The sequence below is a fragment of the Pseudomonas sp. SCA2728.1_7 genome (genome assembly GCF_018138145.1).
Lineage (GTDB): Bacteria > Pseudomonadota > Gammaproteobacteria > Pseudomonadales > Pseudomonadaceae > Aquipseudomonas > Aquipseudomonas koreensis_A.
Window position 1 is genome coordinate 4,742,388 of record NZ_CP073104.1, and the last position, 17,813, is coordinate 4,760,200.

Consider the following 17,813-nt stretch of genomic DNA (forward strand, 5'->3'; position numbering starts at 1 on the left):
CAGTGATGGTGGCCAGCACGGCAAATCGGGCAAAAAACTTGGCAAATCGCTCAGATAGTCAGGTTTTCTGCCGTTAAAGAGACTGCGTGTGATCTGGATCACATTGTGTGTGCTTAACTGGCCACATTGCAGGCACAATGCCATCTCTTTGATATGACGGGTCGGAGCTTTACCCTTGCCGCGTTCTTCCGCTGTACGTTTCAGCCATTTCCTACCTTCACTGCTGTTGTTACTAGCGGGGTTGGCGGCTGCGTACGTCAAAGACCTCAGCGTGTTCTTCACTTCGCTGTTCAACGTGTTGCCGACCTTGGTGCTGTTGCTGGGCGGCGCGTATTGCGCGGTTTACCGACGTCAGCGCGAACTGTTTCTGATGCTCACGGTGTACATCGCCTACTTCTTGCTCGATACCCAGACCGATTATTACCGCGACAACGGCAAGGTCCGCGAAGACGCTGCGGTGGTGTTCCACCTCGTCTGTTTGCTGCTGCCGTTGTTGTTTGGGCTGTTTGCGGCGTGGCAGGAGCGCACGCATCTGTTCCAGGACATGGTTGCGCGCTTCGCCGTGTTGCTGGCTTTTGGCAGTGTGGCGTTGGGCCTGGAGCAAAGTTATCCGCAGGCGTTGCTGATCTGGCTGTCGGAGATCCGCTGGCCGGCGCTGCACGGCGCGTGGATGAGCCTGATCCAGCTGTCCTATCCGGTGTTTATCTCGGCATTCCTGTTGCTCGCCTGGCAATACTGGCGCAATCCGCGCCCATTGCACGCGGCGCAACTGGTCGGTTTGCTCGGCGTGTTCTGGATGCTGCCGAAAACCTTCATCCTGCCGTTTACCCTGAACATCATGTGCAGCCAAGTGATGTTGATGATTGCCGCCGCCGTTGCGCACGAGGCTTATCAAATGGCCTTCCGCGACGAACTGACCGGTCTGCCGGGCCGTCGCGCGCTCAATGAACGTATGCAACGCCTCGGTCGCAACTATGTATTGGCGATGAGCGACGTCGATCACTTCAAGAAATTCAACGACACCCACGGCCACGACGTGGGTGACCAGGTGCTGCGCCTGGTCGCCAGCAAACTGTCGAAAATCAGCGGTGGCGGTAGGGCCTATCGCTATGGTGGCGAGGAATTTGCCCTGGTATTTGCAGGCAAAACCCTTGAGGAGTGCATGCCGCATCTTGAGGTGATCCGTGAGTCGATTGCTTCCTACAGCATTCAACTGCGCAATCAGGAAAACCGGCCGCAGGATGACCAGCAAGGTCGTCAGCGCCGGGCCGGTTCCGGTGCCTCTAGCGTTTCGGTGACGGTGAGCATCGGCGTCGCCGAACGAGTGGAACAACGCAATCCGGAACAAGTGCTGAAATCCGCCGACGAAGCGCTCTACGCGGCTAAAGGCGCAGGACGTAACTGCGTTGTCGCATTCGGCCAGAACCGCCGCGGCGCGGTGCGCATGGACACGGCCGCAGGTTGAGTGATGACGGCGCATTCAGCGTCTGCACAATGATTGTCGGGCGTGGTGGCCAGCAGTAGGTTGGAGCAATCTGCTGACGGAGAAGCCACCATGCCTGAGTACAAAGCTCCCCTGCGCGACATGCGCTTTCTGATCGATCACGTCTTCGACTTCCACGCCAATTACGCCGCTCTCGGCGCCCACGACGCCAGCCCCGACATGATCAGCGCGATCCTCGAAGAGGGCGCGAAGTTCTGCGAGAACGTTCTGGCGCCGCTCAATCGTAGCGGTGACGAAGAGGGCTGCCATTTCGACAACGGCGTGGTGACAACGCCCGCAGGCTTCAAGCAGGCCTTCGCACAATACGTCGAGGGCGGCTGGCACGGTCTGGCCGCAGACCCGACCTACGGCGGCCAAGGCCTGCCGAGTTCGCTCGGGCTGGTAATCAGCGAGATGGTCGGCTCCAGCAACACGTCCTGGGGCATGTACCCAGGGCTGACCCACGGCGCGATGTCGGCGATCCACGCCCACGGCAGCGCCGAGCAGAAAGAGACTTACCTGAGCAAACTCACCGCCGGGCAATGGACCGGCACCATGTGCCTGACCGAAGCCCATTGCGGCACCGACCTGGGCATCATCAAGACCCGCGCCGTGCCTCAGGCTGACGGCAGTTATGCGGTCACCGGCAGCAAGATTTTCATCTCTGCCGGCGAGCACGACATGAGCGACAACATCATCCATCTGGTGCTGGCCAAACTGCCGGACGCGCCGGCCGGGACCAAAGGCATTTCGCTGTTTATCGTGCCGAAGTTCTTGCCAGATACGGCGGGCGAAGCGGGCGAGCGCAACGGCGTGTCCTGCGGTTCGATCGAGCACAAGATGGGCATCAAGGCTTCCGCCACCTGCGTGCTCAACTTCGACGGCGCCAAGGGCTACCTGATCGGCGAGCCGAACAAGGGCCTCAACTGCATGTTCACCATGATGAACCATGCCCGCCTCGGTACCGGCATGCAGGGTTTGTGTCTGGGCGAAGCGAGTTTTCAGGGCGCGATCAAATACGCCAGCGACCGCTTGCAGATGCGTTCGCTGACCGGTGCCAAAGCCCCGGACAAAGCGGCGGATCCGATCATCGTCCATCCGGATGTGCGGCGCATGTTGCTGACCATGAAAGCCTTCAACGAAGGCAACCGCGCGCTGACTTACTTCACTGCACAATTGCTCGATACCGCGCATCTGAGCAGCGATGCCGACGCGCGTCAGGAGTCCGAAGATCTGTTGGCCTTCCTCACGCCGATCTGCAAAGCGTTCATGACCGACACCGGGCTGGAAGTGACTAACCATGGCATGCAGGTGTTTGGCGGCCACGGCTTCATTCGTGAATGGGGCATGGAGCAACTGGTGCGCGACTGTCGGATCGCGCCGATCTACGAAGGTACCAACGGCATTCAGGCGCTGGATCTGCTGGGTCGCAAGGTGCTGGGCAGTCAGGGTAAGTTGCTGCGCGGGTTTACCAAAATCGTCCATAAGTTCTGCGCGGCCAACACTGAGCATCCACAACTGGGCAGTTTTGTTGCGCAGCTCAATGAGCTGAACCAGCAGTGGGGCGACCTGACCATGAAGGTCGGCATGGCGGCGATGAAGAACCCGGATGAAGTGGGCGCGGCGTCGGTGGATTATCTGATGTACAGCGGTTACATCATCCTCGGCTATCTGTGGTTGCGTATGGCATTGGTGGCGCAGGCGCAACTGGAGGCGGGCGAGGGTGAGGCGGATTACCTGCGCGGGAAGTTGGCGACGTGCGAGTTTTACTTCAAGCGTTTGTTGCCGCGTACGGCAGCGCATCGGATGGCGATCGAGGCGGGGAGTGATTGTTTGATGAAGTTGCCTGCGGAACTGTTTGCGCTTTAAGGAAGATCAAAAGATCGCAGCCTTCGGCAGCTCCTACATAGGATCGCGTTTTACCTGTAGGCGCTGGCGTAGGCTGCGATCTTTTTTGGTGACTAAAAATAACAAAACAGTCACCGGTTGACCCTATGTGTCGCAAAAGTTGTTGAGGTACACTCCGGCTCAACGAAAACACCATTCCACGAATCACCTGTTTAGATCTTGCGAGGTTTGCCATGGCTGACTACAAAGCGCCGCTGCGCGATATGCGCTTCGTCCTCAATGAAGTGTTCGAGGTCGCCAAACTCTGGGCCGAACTGCCAGCGCTGGCTGAGACCGTCGACGCCGAAACCGTTGAAGCCATTCTCGAAGAGGCCGGCAAGGTCACCAGCAAAAGCATCGCGCCACTGAGCCGCGCCGCTGACGAAGAAGGTTGCCATTGGGCCGACGGTGCCGTCACCACACCGGCAGGTTTCCCACAGGCTTATCAGACTTATGCCGAAGGCGGCTGGGTTGGCGTCGGTGGCGATCCGCAATACGGCGGCATGGGCATGCCCAAAGCCGTATCGGCGCAGGTTGAAGAAATGGTCAACTCCGCCAGCCTGTCCTTCGGTCTGTACCCGATGCTGACCGCCGGCGCCTGCCTGTCGATCAACGCCCACGCCAGCGAAGAGCTGAAAGCAGCCTACCTGCCGAACATGTACGCCGGCGTCTGGGCCGGTTCGATGTGCCTGACCGAGCCGCACGCTGGCACCGACCTGGGGATTATTCGCACCAAGGCCGAGCCTCAGGCCGACGGTTCCTACAAGGTCAGCGGCACCAAGATCTTCATCACCGGTGGCGAACACGACCTCACCGAAAACATCATTCACCTGGTGCTGGCCAAGCTGCCGGACGCCCCGGCCGGTCCTAAGGGCATTTCGCTGTTCCTCGTGCCGAAGTTCATGGTCAATGCCGACGGTAGTCTGGGCGCGCGCAACCCGGCGAACTGCGGTTCGATCGAACACAAAATGGGTATCCAGGCCTCCGCGACCTGTGTGATGAACTTCGACGAAGCCGTGGGTTATCTGGTCGGCGAGCCTAACAAAGGCCTGGCCGCGATGTTCACCATGATGAACTACGAGCGTCTCGGTGTTGGCATTCAAGGCCTGGCGACTGGCGAGCGTTCGTATCAGAACGCTGTTGAATACGCCTGCGACCGTCTGCAAAGCCGTTCGCCAACCGGCGCGCAAAACAAAGACAAAGTCGCTGACCCGATCATCGTCCACCCGGACGTGCGGCGCATGCTGCTGACCATGAAAGCCTCGAACGAGGGCGGTCGTGCATTCTCCACCTACGTGGCAATGCAACTCGACACCGCCAAGTTCAGCGAAGACGCCACCACCCGCAAACGTGCGGAAGATCTGGTTGCACTGCTGACGCCGGTGGCCAAGGCATTCCTCACTGATCTGGGTCTGGAAACCACCGTGCACGGCCAGCAGATTTTCGGCGGCCACGGCTACATCCGCGAGTGGGGCCAGGAGCAACTGGTGCGTGACGTGCGCATTACCCAGATCTACGAAGGCACCAACGGTATTCAGGCATTGGACCTGGTCGGGCGCAAGATCGTCGGCAGCGGCGGCGCGTTCTACAAACTGTTCGCCGACGAGATCCGCCACTTCACCGCTACCGCGAGCGCCGATCTGGGCGAATTCACCAAGCCGCTGAACGATGCCGTCGGCACCCTCGACGAGCTGACGTCGTGGCTGCTGGATCGGGCGAAAACCAACCCGAACGAAATCGGCGCGGCTTCGGTCGAATATCTGCAAGCATTTGGATACGTTTCCTACGCCTACATGTGGGCATTGATGGCCAAAGCCTCAATGGGCAAAGAAGCGCAGGACGATTTCTATGCCAGCAAGCTCGGCACTGCGCGCTTCTATTTCGCCCGTTTGCTGCCGCGCATTCACTCGCTGAGCGCGTCGGTCAAGGCGGGTAGCGAGTCGCTGTTCCTGCTGGATGCGGCGCAATTCTGATGTGATAGCGTCATGTAAGCATTCTCTTACATGACGTGCTGCTGTTCTCCCATATGCGCGGATTGGATCCACGGCTAATCTACATTTCATGGACGTCGCGCAGGAAGCGCAAAGCAACAACACGGACACGTAGGATTCTGCCAGGGTGGCGGAGTGAAATGGATGTCAGGGAAACAGTCTGCAAAGCCCCGCTTCGGCGGGGTTTTCTTTTGCCTGCAGAAAAGTAGTCAGGCCAACGGATCCAGCGCCGGTTTCACTTCGCGCTCCATCACTTCTTCCAGCAACGTCTGCAAAAGCGCCAAAGGCGCCTGCTGGCGCTGCACATCGCGACAGACCAAGCCCACTTTCAGCGGCACCCGTGGTTCACTCAGCGGTTTCCAGAGCAGATCCTGATCATCGTATTCCTTCTGTGAACGCCCCGGCAGCACCGTCGCCAGTTTGGTATGCGGCAGACTGTCGAGAATCCCCACCATATTGTTCAGCTCTGCCTGCACCTGTGGACGTCGCCCCAGAGCGGTCAGTTGCGCCTGCCAGATCTGGCGGATCTGAAACTCTTCACCCAGCAGCAACATGGGCAGTTCGGCGGCCTGGCGCATCGAGACTTTCTTGAATTCGCGCAATGGGTGGTCCGCCGGGATCACCAGCGTCAGTTCATCTTCGTAGAGCATTACGCCGTGCAGACCCGGTTGGCGCGGCGGCAGATAACTAATGCCGATGTCCAATGAACCGTTGAGCAGGCGCCGCTCGATCTCAAGTCCGGTCAATTCATAAATCTGCACCACCAGATGCGGCTGCGCCTTGCGCACCCGCTCAAGCATTTGCGGCACCAGACTGGTGTGAACCGTTTGCAGCACGCCGATCGCCAGCGTGCGCAAGGCTTGTCCTTTGAAATTCCCCAACGCCTCGCGCGCCCGTTGCAAACCATCAAGCAGCGGCAGGGCATGGTTGTACAAAGTGTGAGCGGCGAGGGTCGGCAGCAGACGTTTGCTGCTGCGTTCGAACAGAGTGACGTCGAGGTTCTGTTCGAGCTGGCGGATCTGCTGTGACAGTGCCGGTTGCGAGATCGACAGGCGTTCCGCCGCCCGCCCGACATGGCCCTCTTCGTAGACCGCGACGAAATAACGCAGTTGTTTGAAATCCATAAGTAATGCTTATCGAAAATGCTGGTAAATCGAAATGGCCCGCAAGCCTCGGTGAGCCTAGTCTAACCGCATTCACAAGGCTTACAGGGCCAGAAAGCGCGATGAATAGCGTTCGCTTCGACAGTGTTTGCATAGGCAGTTCAAAACACCTGAAACGAGGTGTTTTTCAATGAATCTGTTCAGTTTGCGGCGTCAGACGCCGAGTCTTGATGACCTCGCCTTTGAGGCCAATCCATCTGACCATAACGAAAATCTCAGCGCCGAGCGCCTGATGCCCAGCGTCGAACGGCCGCAACAGGTATTCGTCCGTGGTCAGGGGTCGTGGCTATGGGACAGTAACGACCGCGCGTATCTCGACTTTTCCCAGGCCGGTGGCGCCAACAGCCTTGGTCACAGTCCTTCGGCGCTGGTGAAAGCTATCAGCAGTCAGGCGCAGGCGCTGATCAATCCCGGTTTCAATCTGCATAATCGCGGCATGCTCAGCCTTGCCGAGCGTCTGTGCGCCGCTACCTCCAGCGATCAGGCCTACCTGCTCAACAGCGGCAGCGAAGCCTGTGAAGCGGCGATCAAACTCGCGCGCAAATGGGGCCAACTGCATCGCGGCGGCGCCTCGCGGATCATCGTTGCGAAGCAGGGTTGTCATGGTCGCAGCCTGGCAACGATTTCCGCCTCCGACAGTTGCAACCTGCACAACCGTTTTGCGCCGTTGCTGCCGGGTTTCGATCCGGTGCCGTTTAACGACTTGTCGGCCCTGCACGCGGCGGTCGACGCGCAAACTGTAGCGATCATGCTGGAGCCGATCCAGAGCGATGCTGGCGTTGTTCCGGCGACCGAGCATTACCTCAAAGGTGTCGAACGACTGTGCCGCGAATTGGGCATTCTGCTGATCCTCGACGAAGTGCAAACTGGCATCGGTCGCTGCGGCACCTTGCTCGCCGAACAATCCTACGGCGTGCGCGCCGATATCGTTGTGCTCGGCAAAGGGCTTGGCGGCGGTGTGCCGTTGGCGGCGCTGCTGGCGCGGGGCAAGGCCTGCTGTTTCGAAGCCGGCGAACTCGGCGGCACGCATCACGGCAATGCATTGATGACGGCGGCCGGTCTGGTCGTGCTCGACAGCGTGCACGACCGTAGCTTCCTGCAGCAGATCAACGACAACGGCCAGCATTTGCGCGAAGGCCTGGCCCGATTGGCACACCGCTACGACCACGGCGAACTGCGCGGCCAGGGTCTGTTCTACGGACTGACCCTGTCAGACGATTCCGCAGAGGCCGTGGTCCACGCCGCCCTGCACGAAGGTTTGCTGCTCAACGCCCCGCAAGCCAACTGCCTGCGCTTCACCCCGGCCCTTACCGTGAGCAAAACCAACATCGACGAAATGCTCCTGCGCCTGGGCCGCGCCTTTTCGCGAGTGCGCACCGCACAACTGCAATGCCGCAAAGGGATTGCCGTCTGAGCTGAAGTTTCCTACCGGATTTCCAGAACCGTCTCGCGGTATAACGCACGCCCCACGCCTGATTCTTTTGGCGTGGGGCGTTTTTTTGTGGCCGGGTTTTGCAGATGGTGTTTAGAGCTTGAGAGTTCGTCGTGCGAATGGTTTTTTAGAAAGTCCCTGCAGGGAATGCGGGGGCAGACCGATCGATATTTTCGAGACGGGTGGCTTTGTAATCTATACCACTGGGTGGTATGTTTTTTGGAAGGGATACCGATGTCATTCAGGCTATTCAAAACCAAGGGTTTTGCGATACGAGCCGGCAAGGCTTGGATCAGCGACGCAGAGCTCCGGGAAGCATTTTGCGAGATGCTTGAAGGTCAGGCTGACGATCTTGGTGGTGGCGTCTGGAAGAAGCGGTTGAACGCCAACCGTCATCGTTCGATTGTTTTGGCTAAGGGCGGGCGTTACTGGATCTATCAAGTGCTGTTCGCCAAGAAAGATCAGAGCAACATCACAACATCTGAATTGAAGGATTTACGAAAGTTAGCCAAAGCCTATGCTCAGCTGACCGAGGAGCAGATCCGGGATTTGTTGGCAATGAAGGAGTTTGTGGAGATATTTCATGAGTAAGAAATTCAAAAGTGAAGTTTTTGGATCGATACACGAATCAGCCGGCGCTCTACTGGCTGTCGGCGCAATCAGCAAGGCAACAATGCGGGAGTTTGATGAGTCGTGTCTGGCAACGGTTCCTGAAGCGATCCCGGCGGAACAGATCAAGGCTCTGCGCGAACGCAATAACGTTAGCCAGCCGGTATTCGCTCGCTACTTGAACACGAGCGCGTCGACAGTCAAACAATGGGAGTCGGGAGACAAACACCCCAGCGGAATGGCGCTGAAGTTACTGAGCATCGTGCAGAAGCACGGACTGCAAATTCTTGGCTGAGCTATCAGTTTGATACCGACACCGTGATTAGCACTGAACCCTGACGAGCGGCGCAGGTCGATTAGCTTGTATGGCTCAGGTGAGCCAACCCCCATACAGGAGCTGCCCCATGGATTTCATTCGCATCATCATCGCTATTCTGTTGCCACCACTGGGCGTGTTTCTGCAGGTCGGGTTTGGCGGGGCGTTCTGGTTGAACATTCTGCTGACGTTGTGCGGGTATATTCCGGGGATCGTGCATGCGGTGTATATCATCGCCAAGCGCTGAATAACGTAGCGCCTGATAGATAGCTTTCGCGAGCAGGCTCGCTCCCACAGGGGATTTGTGAACGACACAGATCCAATGTGGGAGCGAGCCTGCTCGCGAATGGGGCAACTCGGTTTTGAACGGGGTGCGGTGATCAGTCCGCCAATCCCATTACCTGGCGATAGAACCTCCACTCCTGCTCCAGCGCATGCGCCTGATTGGCCGCGCGGCGGAAACCGTGGCGTTCGTCGGGGTAGTAATGCGCTTCGACCGCGATGCCGTTCTGCTCCAGCGCCGTGACCATGTCGCGGGTTTGTTGCGGGACAACCACGGCGTCCAGTTCTCCCTGAAAGAAGATCACCGGCACGCGTATTTTGTTTGCGTGCAATAGCGGCGTGCGGGCGGCGTAGCGTTCGGCGTCTTGCTCGGGATCGCCGATCAGCCAGTCCAGATAATCACCTTCAAATTTGTGCGTTGCCCGAGCTAGCGCGACCGGGTCGCTGACGCCGTACAAGCTCGCTCCGGCGCGGAAAACCTGTTTGAACGCCAGCGCACATAATGTGGTGTAGCCGCCTGCGCTGCCGCCACGAATGAATGCGTGTTCACCGTCGATCAAGCCTTGTTCGGCGAGATACGCGACCACCGCACAAGCATCCTCGACATCCACTTCACCCCAGCTCAGATGCAAGGCCTGTCGATATTCCCGGCCATAACCGCTGCTGCCGCGATAGTTGAGATCGGCGACGGCAAAGCCGCGTTGCGTCCAGTACTGAATGCGCGGATCAAGCATCGGGTAGCAGGCCGACGTCGGGCCTCCATGGATGAACACCACCAACGGTGGTTTCGTCTCGCCGCTCATGGCGGGATAGAAGAACCCGTGAGCTTGGCCCGAACCGCTTGGGTAGCGCAGGGTTTGCGGACGGCTGATGCGTTCAGCGGGCAGGGGAGCAACACCACCGGCCAGCACTTTCACTTCGCGGCTCGTTCGATCAATAGCGATGACCGCCGAAGGGCTGATCGGCGAGGCGGCGATGCAGTAGATAAATTGCGCATCCAAAGCCAAATGCCGGAAACGGCTGTAGTCACCGGTGAGGTCGTCATTGCCTAATGTCAGACGGCCGAAACCGCCCTCACTCCAACTGGCTAAAACCGAATTTTCAACAGGCAACCAAGTGCAGCCGCCCAGTTGCCACGGTGCCGGCGCGTGATCGGCTTGCGCAGCAGGTAATGGCTCCAAACCGTGGGAAGTCTCAGCCCACGGCTGCCAGAATCCACCACGATCGGTCAGGCAATAAAGGCGATTTTCGGCATCGAATCGCGGTTGTTGTATGGACTCTTCAAGCTCGGCGCCAGCCACGCATTGCGGCGAACCAAATGCACCGTCAGTCGAACGCTCAGCCACCATCAACCGGGTCGACGTCCACGGCTGATGCGGGCGACTCCACTCGATCCAGGCCAAACGCTGGCCATCCACACTAAGGATTGGCGCCGCATAAAAATCCGCGCCTTCAGCCAATAAATGCCGCGTTCCGTCAGCCAGATCGATGGCGACGAGCCGATGCTGATCCTGCTGTTCTTCAACCGCCAGAACCTGGCCGAAAGTAAAATGCAGATCGCCATAACGGCACTCGCCCGAGGTCAATGCTTCCGGCTCGCCACCGAGCTTCTGGCGGTACAACTGCTGATCCGCCTCAGCGACGAAAACCACCCCGTCCGGCGTCAGACAAAACGCGCCACCGCCATATTCGTACACCCGACTGCGCACACTGAAGCCATCCGGCGTCAGACATTTCGCCACGCCATCGCGCCAATGCCAGATCCGGCAGGCGGCATCTTCGGGGCGATATTCATTCCAGAACAGCCCATTGGCGCCGAGCTGCAGCTCGGCGAAGTCCATGCCGGCAGCGACGGCTTGCGAAGCGCTGAAAGGCTCAGCCTTTGGCGATGAGGCGTGAGTTTCGTTCATTGCGGAAGGCCAGTTGTTCGATGGTTTGGGTGGCGGTCTCGGCTTCTTCGCGGGCCTTGAGAATCACGCCGTGATGTTCGGATTTGCTGCATACCGGATCGGCATTGCTCGCGTCGCCGGTGAGCATGAACGCCTGGCAGCGGCAGCCGCCGAAGTCTTTTTCTTTCTCATCGCACGAGCGGCATGGCTCGGGCATCCAGTCGTAACCGCGAAAGCGGTTGAAGCCGAACGAGTCGTACCAGATGTGCTGCATGCTGTGATCGCGCACATTGGGAAATTGCACCGGCATCTGCCGGGCGCCATGGCAGGGCAGGGCGGTGCCGTCCGGGGTGACCGTCAGAAAGATGCTGCCCCAGCCGTTCATGCAGGCTTTCGGGCGTTCTTCGTAGTAATCCGGGGTGACGAAAATCAGCTTGCACGGATGCCCTTCGGCTTCCAGTTTTGCGCGGTATTCGTTGGTGATGCGTTCGGCACGCACCAGTTGCTCTTTGGTCGGTAACAGGCCGACACGATTGAGCTGCGCCCATCCGTAGAACTGGCAGGTGGCGAGCTCGACGAAGTCGGCTTCCAGCGCGATGCACAGCTCGATGATGCGGTCGATCTTGTCGATGTTGTGCCGATGGGTGACGAAGTTCAGCACCATCGGATAGCCGTGGGCCTTCACCGCGCGGGCCATCTCCAGCTTCTGCGCGAAAGCCTTTTTCGAGCCAGCGAGCAGGTTGTTCACTTGCTCGTCGCTGGCCTGAAAACTGATCTGGATGTGATCGAGGCCGGCCTTTTTGAAGTCGCTGATTTTCTGCTCGGTCAGACCGATGCCGGAGGTGATCAGGTTGGTGTAGAAACCCAATTGCCGCGCTTCATGAATCAGCTCGGCGAGATCCTGACGCACCAGCGGCTCGCCGCCGGAAAAGCCCAGTTGCGCTGCGCCCATCTCCCGCGCTTCGCGGAACACCTTGATCCACTGCTCGGTGCTCAGCTCTTTGCCCTGCTCGGCGAAATCCAGTGGATTGGAGCAGTACGGGCATTGCAGCGGGCAGCGGTAGGTCAGCTCGGCGAGCAGCCACAGCGGCAGGCCGATTTCAGGCTTGGCCGGCAGATCAGGCAAGTTCGATCCAGTGCTGCGCACGGGCAACCTCCATGAATTGCTCGATGTCGTCACCGAGCTCGGGCACGCCGGGGAACTGCTCATCGAGTTTGGCAATAATCGCCGCAACGTCGCGCTCACCGTCGATCAAACCACCGATCAATGCGGCGCTGTCGTTGAGCTTGATCATGCCTTCCGGGTAAAGCAGCACATGGCCTTTTTGCGCCGGTTCGTACTGGAAGCGGTAGCCGGGACGCCAGGTCGGGACTTTGCTGCGGTCGAAACTCATAAGGTGATTCCTTTATGCCAGACCCGTTGTTCGGTGACGCTGTGGTACGGCGGGCGGTTCAGTTCGTAGGCCATGCTCATGGCATCGAGCATGCTCCAAAGAATGTCCAGTTTGAACTGGAGAATTTCCAGCATGCGCTCCTGACCTTCGCGCGTCTTGTAGTGCTCCAGCGTAATCGCCAGACCGTGCTCGACATCACGCCGTGCCTGACCGAGGCGGGTGCGGAAGTATTCGTAACCGGCCGGGTCGATCCACGGGTAATGCTGCGGCCAACTGTCGAGGCGCGATTGGTGGATCTGCGGCGCGAACAGTTCGGTCAACGAACTGCTGGCGGCTTCCTGCCAACTGGCGCGACGGGCGAAGTTGACGTAGGCATCGACGGCGAAACGCACGCCGGGCAGCACCAGTTCCTGGGAGCGCAGTTGATCCGGGTCGAGACCGACCGCTTGGCCGAGACGCAGCCAGGCTTCGATCCCGCCGTCTTCACCGGGGGCGCCGTCGTGGTCGAGCAGGCGCTGGATCCACTCACGACGGATTTCCCGATCCGGGCAGTTGGCGAGGATCGCCGCGTCTTTCAGGGGGATGTTCACCTGATAGTAGAAGCGGTTGGCGACCCAGCCCTGAATCTGCTCGCGAGTGGCGCGGCCTTGGTACATCGCCACGTGATACGGGTGGTGGATGTGGTAGAAGGCGCCTTTGGCGCGCAGGGCCGCTTCGAATTCGGTGGGGGACAGCGGGGTGTCGGTCATTGCGGTTCTCCGGGGAACAACCCTAGAAATAGCTGGTGTCTGTGCCGGCCTTATCGCGAGCAGGCTCACTCCTACAGGTGATCGCATTCCAATGTAGGAGTGAGCCTGCTCGCGATAGACCGCGCAGCGGTCTCAAATGCTTACAACACAATACTCATGCCGTCATACGCCACTTCAACATCCCGCCGCGCCAACTCGGCACGCTCCGGCGAATCTTCGTCGAGAATCGGGTTGGTGTTGTTGATGTGGATAAGCACTTTGCGCTGCTCAGGCAACTGCTCCAGCACTTCGAGCATGCCGCCAGGCCCGTTCTGTGCCAGATGGCCCATCTCGCGACCGGTGCGAGTGCCAACGCCACGGCGCTGCATCTCATCGTCATCCCACATCGTGCCGTCGACCAACAGGCAATCGCTGCCCGCCATGATCTCCAGCAACGGCGCATCGACCTTGCCCAGCCCCGGCGCGTAGAACAGCTTGCCGCCGGTGTTCAGGTCTTCAACGATCAAGCCGATGTTGTCGCCCGGGTGCGGATCAAAGCGATGCGGCGAGTACGGCGGCGCGGCGCTGCGCAATGGCAGCGGGGTGAAACGCAGGTTCGGGCACGCGGCCACGGTGAAGCTCTGGTCGAGTTCGATGCGATTCCAGTCCAGCCCGCCGTTCCAGTGGGTGAGCATCTTGAACAGCGGAAAACCGGTGCTGAGGTCTTCGTGAACCATGTCCGTGCACCAGACCTGATGCGGGCAGCCTTCGCGCAGGCTGAGCAGACCGGTGGTGTGGTCGATCTGGCTGTCCATCAGGATGATCGCGCTGATGCCGGTGTCACGCAGAGCGCGGCCCGGTTGCATCGGGGCGAAGCTTTGCAGCTGCGCGCGGATGTCCGGCGAGGCGTTGCACAACACCCAGTTCACGCCGTCATCGGAAATCGCGATGGACGATTGGGTGCGGGCCTTGGCATTCAGGCTGCCGTCGCGAAAGCCTGCGCAGTTGACGCAGTTGCAGTTCCACTGCGGAAAACCGCCGCCAGCGGCCGAACCCAGAATCTGGACGAACATGAACACTCCATCATTTCAACGCGGAAAATAAAACGCCCCGGCGAGCCGAGGCGTTGCACTGCAATTCTACGTAAGCAGAACTCAGCGGCTGGCGAAGTACATGGTGACTTCGAAGCCGATACGCAGGTCGGTGTAAGCCGGTTTTGTCCAGGACATGGTGTGTCTCCTCAGGGTGGGTGGGATAGCGCTGTCCATAGGTATAGTCCACGGCAGCGCAAAGATGTTCCAAATAGTTAGGCTGCTATGTTACTCAAAATTTCCAGACAAATGCCCGTGAATCTTTGAGAAAGCTCCTTGCAGCCTCGGTAATGATCAATTTGTCGCTCGTCATGGGGTTGCGGGCGCTTGATCGCTGGCGAGGCAGAGCCAGCCGTGGTCTGCGTTGATCAAACGCTGAGCAGCTGCGAGCAATGACTGGCGATCCAGTTGAAGGATGGCGGCGGTCAACTGCTCAAGATAATCCGACGAGTGGCCCGCGAGCTTTGCCTGCCAGAGCAGTTCGGCGGCGTCTTTGCTGGACAGATTGGTGTCGTCGAATTGATCGGCGAGGCTCTGGCGCTGTTGCTCGAAGCTCGACTCATCCATCTTTTCGACCAGCCTTGGCAGGCTTTCGAAAAACTGTTGAATGTGGTCAAGCAGTTCCACGGGTTGGGTGTTCGGGGATTGCACGCCGAACAGCATGGCCGTTTGGCCGTGAGTCTGGCGCAGTGCGCTGAATACCGCATAGCCCAATTGCAATTCGCCCCGCAGACGCTGATAGAACGGCGTTTGGCACACCTGCGCGAGGAGTCGCCATGCGGCTTCAACGGCAATGTCGCGGCTGGCAGTCGGGCAGCACAGCAGCAAGGCATGCTCGCTGGACGCGGTGTCGATGTGGCTCCAATGTTTGTGCGCAGCCACGGCTGTCGGCGCAGGTAACTGATTGTCCGGGATCCCGGGAATACGGCTCAGGGCCGGGCCCATGGCGGATTGCGTCTGCTGGTCAAGATCCAGAGCGAGGCCGTCCCAGCGTGAAGTTGTCCACAGGTGTTTGGCGTCGTCGCCGGTTTTGGCTGATTCCAACACATGTTCCGGCAGCGCTTTGAGCAGTTGGCGGATGGGGATCAACGGCGCTTCCGGCTCATTGCGCGGCGAATCGGCGTCAATTTGCGTCAGAGATTTCAGCGCGTGCTCAAGGACGCTAGGCATTGGTTCTGTCAGGCCTGTGAGCTTCAGCAGCCATTGATTGCCAGAGGCGCTGAAACACAAATCGACCCCGGCTTGGCGCGCGTCCTGCTGAGTTTGCCGAAGACTGCGCTGCAACCTTGAGAGCAGATCAGCACTGGCGGCAGCCTCTACTTGCCAGCGCAGATAGATCGCACCCTCATCGCCAGTGTCTGGCAGCGCCTGGCTGAATTGCATCGGTGAACGCTCACGACGACCGCGTGAGCGATCCTGAGCGAATGTGCGCAGCCCCCGGTGGGCGCTGGTCTGGCCGCGAATCAGTCCGGCGTTGGCCAAGGGTTCGCTGGCGCGCAGGAATGGGTTGGCGGCAGGCAGGTGCCAGTGAGCGCTGAAGTTATCCACAGTGCCGATTTTGCCGAGGATGTGAACAAGGGCCTTAACGCCTGCCTCGGACAGGCCATTTTCCAACTGTTCACTGTCGAGTCGCGCCAACTGCAGCGCGCCGCTGACTTGCTGCTGGCGCTGAAGCATAACTGCGTATTCTTTGCGCAGTGGCGCCCAATCTTGTTGAGCAAAGAAACTCAGCCAATCCAGCACCTGCGCGCCAATGGCGTTTAACGATTCGGGAGCTGCGATGAACTCCAGATGCAGCAACGCTTGGCGGTCAAAGTGATAGACCGGCGCAGCTTTTAAACCATCAGCCAGATTCTGCTGCTGCAAATGCGCCAGTAACCCGCCGGGTTTGGCGCTGTTCATCCAATGGCAAAGAAACGCCAAAGCCTCGACAGAAGACTCAGGCAAGGCATCGAACGCAAACATCAGGTTGCCGCGCTGTTTGCCGACCTGTTGATAACTTTTCACCGCCAGCGGCAGGGGCATGACCTGCGCAACTTTATCCCCAACCGGCAACATAGACGCGAAATGCTCAGCCAGCGCTTTTAGTTCTTCAAGACTTTGCGGCCCCGCCAGACTCAAGGTCATTTGCCCGGTCTGATAAAACTGTTGGTGGAAATCGTTCAACCCCTGCTGAAACGTCGGATCCTCCACTCTGAGACTGTCCCGATTCCCCGCGTGAAACCCGCGCAACGGATGCTCTGCCGGTAAACCTTCATACAACGCAAACTGCTGCTGAGCCGCAGGATCCTGCGACCAAGCGATAAATTCCGCCTGCAACACTTCGCGTTCACGCAGCTGATCGTCCGGATTCATACGCGGCTTGGCGAGCATGTCTGACAAGCGCTCCAGCCCAGCGCTGAACGCTTGTGTCGGCAACTCAAAGAAAAAATCAGTGGTGCGTTCGCGGGTGCTGGCATTCACCTGGCCACCGTGACCTTGCACGTAAGCCATCAGCCCTTCGTCCGCCGGAAAACGCTCGGTGCCGAGAAACAGCAAATGTTCCAGAAAATGCGCCAGCCCCGGCCACGCCAGCGGCACGTCATGGCTACCGGCGGCCACGCGCAAAGCAGCCGCGCAGCGCTTCAGGTCAGGCACATGACGCAGGGTCACGCGCAAGCCATTGGCCAGGGTTTCAGAGTGGGGGCGGGGGTGAGTCGGCGCAGGCATGGGCACTTCCAGAACAGTGAAGTGCCAATGCTAGCGGATTAGCGCTGGTTCAGCGCGCCGTAAAGCTCCGGGCGGCGGTCGCTGAGGTAACGATTGGCCGCGCGCGAATCGATCATTAACTGCCGATCCAGTTCTCCGATGATCAATGCTTCGTCGAGTCCGGCCTGAGCGATGCGGCTGCCATCCGGTGCGGCGAGGCTGCTTTGCCCGCAGTAGTGGATCTCGCCTTCGTTACCGCAATAGTTGGCGTAGGCCACGTAGCACTGGTTTTCGAAAGCACGGGAACGCACGGTGACATCGGCGACGAAATCGAACGGAATCATGTTCGCCGTCGGCACCAGAATCAGCTCGGCGCCGGCGAGTGCCAGACGGCGGGTGTTTTCCGGAAACTCGAGGTCGTAGCAGATCAGGAAGCCGATTTTCCAGCCGTTGAGTTCGACGATGGGGAAATCATCATCGCCCGGGCTGAACATCGACCGGTCAAGATCACCAAACAGATGCGTCTTGCGGTAATTGCACAGGCGCTCGCCGTGCGAATCGATCAACTGCACGGCGTTGTAGATCTGCCCGTCGGCGGTGCGCTCCGGATAGCCGTAAGCAATCGCCAAACCTGCGGCTTTGGCGATTCGCCCGATCTGCTGCGCCCATTCACCGTTGTAGACCTCGGCCAATGTGCTGACCGCTTCGGCGCCAATGTTGTAGCCGGTCATGAACATCTCCGGCAGCACCAGAAGGTCAGCACCCTTGGCCTCCATCGCCAGTTGATGCAGGCGTTGCAGGTTGGCGGCGGGGTCCAGGGGCAGCGGTGGACATTGGTAAAGGGCTACACGCATCAGGAA

The 17,813-nt window shown here is 59.3% G+C and carries 16 protein-coding genes; 7 read left to right on the top strand and 9 right to left on the bottom strand.

What is annotated here, in order from left to right; translation table 11 throughout:
- Positions 1 to 175: 175 nt before the first annotated feature.
- From KBP52_RS21145 to KBP52_RS21155, 3 genes are all read left to right on the top strand, one after another.
- Positions 176 to 1,465: a GGDEF domain-containing protein gene (locus KBP52_RS21145; protein ID WP_077574791.1), complete on the top strand. Its 1,290-nt coding sequence runs from the start codon at positions 176 to 178 to the stop codon at positions 1,463 to 1,465.
- 90 nt (positions 1,466 to 1,555) lie between these two features.
- A complete protein-coding gene (locus KBP52_RS21150; protein WP_212620907.1) occupies positions 1,556 to 3,352 on the top strand; it encodes an acyl-CoA dehydrogenase C-terminal domain-containing protein in 1,797 nt (598 codons plus the stop codon).
- A 212-nt stretch (positions 3,353 to 3,564) separates the two neighbouring features.
- Positions 3,565 to 5,343, top strand: a complete 1,779-nt coding sequence (locus KBP52_RS21155; protein ID WP_212620908.1) for an acyl-CoA dehydrogenase C-terminal domain-containing protein — start codon at positions 3,565 to 3,567, stop codon at positions 5,341 to 5,343.
- Between the two features lie 227 nt (positions 5,344 to 5,570).
- On the opposite strand, the gene KBP52_RS21160 is transcribed toward KBP52_RS21155, so the two are convergent.
- Positions 5,571 to 6,485, bottom strand: a complete 915-nt coding sequence (locus tag KBP52_RS21160) for a LysR family transcriptional regulator (RefSeq protein WP_077574788.1) — start codon at positions 6,483 to 6,485, stop codon at positions 5,571 to 5,573.
- A 169-nt stretch (positions 6,486 to 6,654) separates the two neighbouring features.
- Between KBP52_RS21160 and KBP52_RS21165 the strand changes: the two genes are divergently transcribed.
- The 4 genes from KBP52_RS21165 (at position 6,655) to KBP52_RS21180 (ending at position 9,128) form a co-directional block, all read left to right on the top strand.
- On the top strand, positions 6,655 to 7,938 hold the full coding sequence (locus KBP52_RS21165; protein WP_212620909.1) for an aminotransferase class III-fold pyridoxal phosphate-dependent enzyme: 1,284 nt from the start codon (positions 6,655 to 6,657) through the stop codon (positions 7,936 to 7,938).
- Positions 7,939 to 8,190: 252 nt separating this feature from the next.
- On the top strand, positions 8,191 to 8,547 hold the full coding sequence (locus KBP52_RS21170) for a type II toxin-antitoxin system RelE/ParE family toxin (protein ID WP_077574786.1): 357 nt from the start codon (positions 8,191 to 8,193) through the stop codon (positions 8,545 to 8,547).
- Entirely contained in the window at positions 8,540 to 8,860 is a 321-nt protein-coding gene (locus KBP52_RS21175; RefSeq protein ID WP_077574785.1) for a DNA-binding transcriptional regulator, read from the top strand. The genes KBP52_RS21170 and KBP52_RS21175 overlap by 8 nt, the downstream gene beginning before the upstream one ends.
- Positions 8,861 to 8,969: 109 nt before the next feature.
- A complete protein-coding gene (locus tag KBP52_RS21180) occupies positions 8,970 to 9,128 on the top strand; it encodes a YqaE/Pmp3 family membrane protein (protein WP_003228885.1) in 159 nt (52 codons plus the stop codon).
- Positions 9,129 to 9,261: 133 nt separating this feature from the next.
- On the opposite strand, the gene KBP52_RS21185 is transcribed toward KBP52_RS21180, so the two are convergent.
- The 8 genes from KBP52_RS21185 to KBP52_RS21220 form a co-directional block, all read right to left on the bottom strand.
- Complete coding sequence (locus KBP52_RS21185; RefSeq protein WP_212620910.1) at positions 9,262 to 11,073, bottom strand: S9 family peptidase; 1,812 nt, start codon at positions 11,071 to 11,073, stop codon at positions 9,262 to 9,264.
- Complete coding sequence (gene pqqE, locus KBP52_RS21190; RefSeq protein ID WP_077574783.1) at positions 11,039 to 12,199, bottom strand: pyrroloquinoline quinone biosynthesis protein PqqE; 1,161 nt, start codon at positions 12,197 to 12,199, stop codon at positions 11,039 to 11,041. Before pqqE ends, KBP52_RS21185 begins: the two co-directional genes overlap by 35 nt.
- Entirely contained in the window at positions 12,171 to 12,446 is a 276-nt protein-coding gene (gene pqqD, locus KBP52_RS21195; RefSeq protein WP_007910068.1) for a pyrroloquinoline quinone biosynthesis peptide chaperone PqqD, read from the bottom strand. Before pqqD ends, pqqE begins: the two co-directional genes overlap by 29 nt.
- The gene (gene pqqC / locus KBP52_RS21200; RefSeq protein ID WP_077574782.1) at positions 12,443 to 13,195 is read right to left on the bottom strand and encodes a pyrroloquinoline-quinone synthase PqqC; all 753 of its coding nucleotides are present in this window, start codon (positions 13,193 to 13,195) and stop codon (positions 12,443 to 12,445) included. Before pqqC ends, pqqD begins: the two co-directional genes overlap by 4 nt.
- A 140-nt stretch (positions 13,196 to 13,335) precedes the next feature.
- On the bottom strand, positions 13,336 to 14,247 hold the full coding sequence (gene pqqB, locus KBP52_RS21205; RefSeq protein ID WP_077574781.1) for a pyrroloquinoline quinone biosynthesis protein PqqB: 912 nt from the start codon (positions 14,245 to 14,247) through the stop codon (positions 13,336 to 13,338).
- 81 nt (positions 14,248 to 14,328) lie between these two features.
- The gene (gene pqqA, locus KBP52_RS21210; RefSeq protein ID WP_003422658.1) at positions 14,329 to 14,403 is read right to left on the bottom strand and encodes a pyrroloquinoline quinone precursor peptide PqqA; all 75 of its coding nucleotides are present in this window, start codon (positions 14,401 to 14,403) and stop codon (positions 14,329 to 14,331) included.
- Between the two features lie 171 nt (positions 14,404 to 14,574).
- Complete coding sequence (gene pqqF, locus KBP52_RS21215; RefSeq protein WP_212620911.1) at positions 14,575 to 16,974, bottom strand: pyrroloquinoline quinone biosynthesis protein PqqF; 2,400 nt, start codon at positions 16,972 to 16,974, stop codon at positions 14,575 to 14,577.
- Between the two features lie 38 nt (positions 16,975 to 17,012).
- Positions 17,013 to 17,807 carry a carbon-nitrogen hydrolase family protein gene (locus tag KBP52_RS21220; RefSeq protein WP_212620912.1) on the bottom strand — a complete coding sequence of 265 codons (795 nt, stop codon included), beginning with the start codon at positions 17,805 to 17,807 and terminating at the stop codon, positions 17,013 to 17,015.
- Positions 17,808 to 17,813: the final 6 nt, after the last annotated feature.

Bases quoted from the DNA above. Each gene is read 5' to 3' on its own strand.
- KBP52_RS21150 (WP_212620907.1), top strand. From the start codon at position 1,556: ATGCCTGAGTACAAAGCTCCCCTGCGCGACATGCGCTTTCTGATCGAT.
- KBP52_RS21155 (WP_212620908.1), top strand. From the start codon at position 3,565: ATGGCTGACTACAAAGCGCCGCTGCGCGATATGCGCTTCGTCCTCAAT.
- KBP52_RS21160 (WP_077574788.1), bottom strand. From the start codon at position 6,485: ATGGATTTCAAACAACTGCGTTATTTCGTCGCGGTCTACGAAGAGGGC.
- KBP52_RS21165 (WP_212620909.1), top strand. From the start codon at position 6,655: ATGAATCTGTTCAGTTTGCGGCGTCAGACGCCGAGTCTTGATGACCTC.
- KBP52_RS21170 (WP_077574786.1), top strand. From the start codon at position 8,191: ATGTCATTCAGGCTATTCAAAACCAAGGGTTTTGCGATACGAGCCGGC.
- KBP52_RS21175 (WP_077574785.1), top strand. From the start codon at position 8,540: ATGAGTAAGAAATTCAAAAGTGAAGTTTTTGGATCGATACACGAATCA.
- KBP52_RS21180 (WP_003228885.1), top strand. From the start codon at position 8,970: ATGGATTTCATTCGCATCATCATCGCTATTCTGTTGCCACCACTGGGC.
- KBP52_RS21185 (WP_212620910.1), bottom strand. From the start codon at position 11,073: ATGAACGAAACTCACGCCTCATCGCCAAAGGCTGAGCCTTTCAGCGCT.
- pqqD (WP_007910068.1), bottom strand. From the start codon at position 12,446: ATGAGTTTCGACCGCAGCAAAGTCCCGACCTGGCGTCCCGGCTACCGC.
- pqqC (WP_077574782.1), bottom strand. From the start codon at position 13,195: ATGACCGACACCCCGCTGTCCCCCACCGAATTCGAAGCGGCCCTGCGC.
- pqqB (WP_077574781.1), bottom strand. From the start codon at position 14,247: ATGTTCGTCCAGATTCTGGGTTCGGCCGCTGGCGGCGGTTTTCCGCAG.
- pqqF (WP_212620911.1), bottom strand. From the start codon at position 16,974: ATGCCTGCGCCGACTCACCCCCGCCCCCACTCTGAAACCCTGGCCAAT.
- KBP52_RS21220 (WP_212620912.1), bottom strand. From the start codon at position 17,807: ATGCGTGTAGCCCTTTACCAATGTCCACCGCTGCCCCTGGACCCCGCC.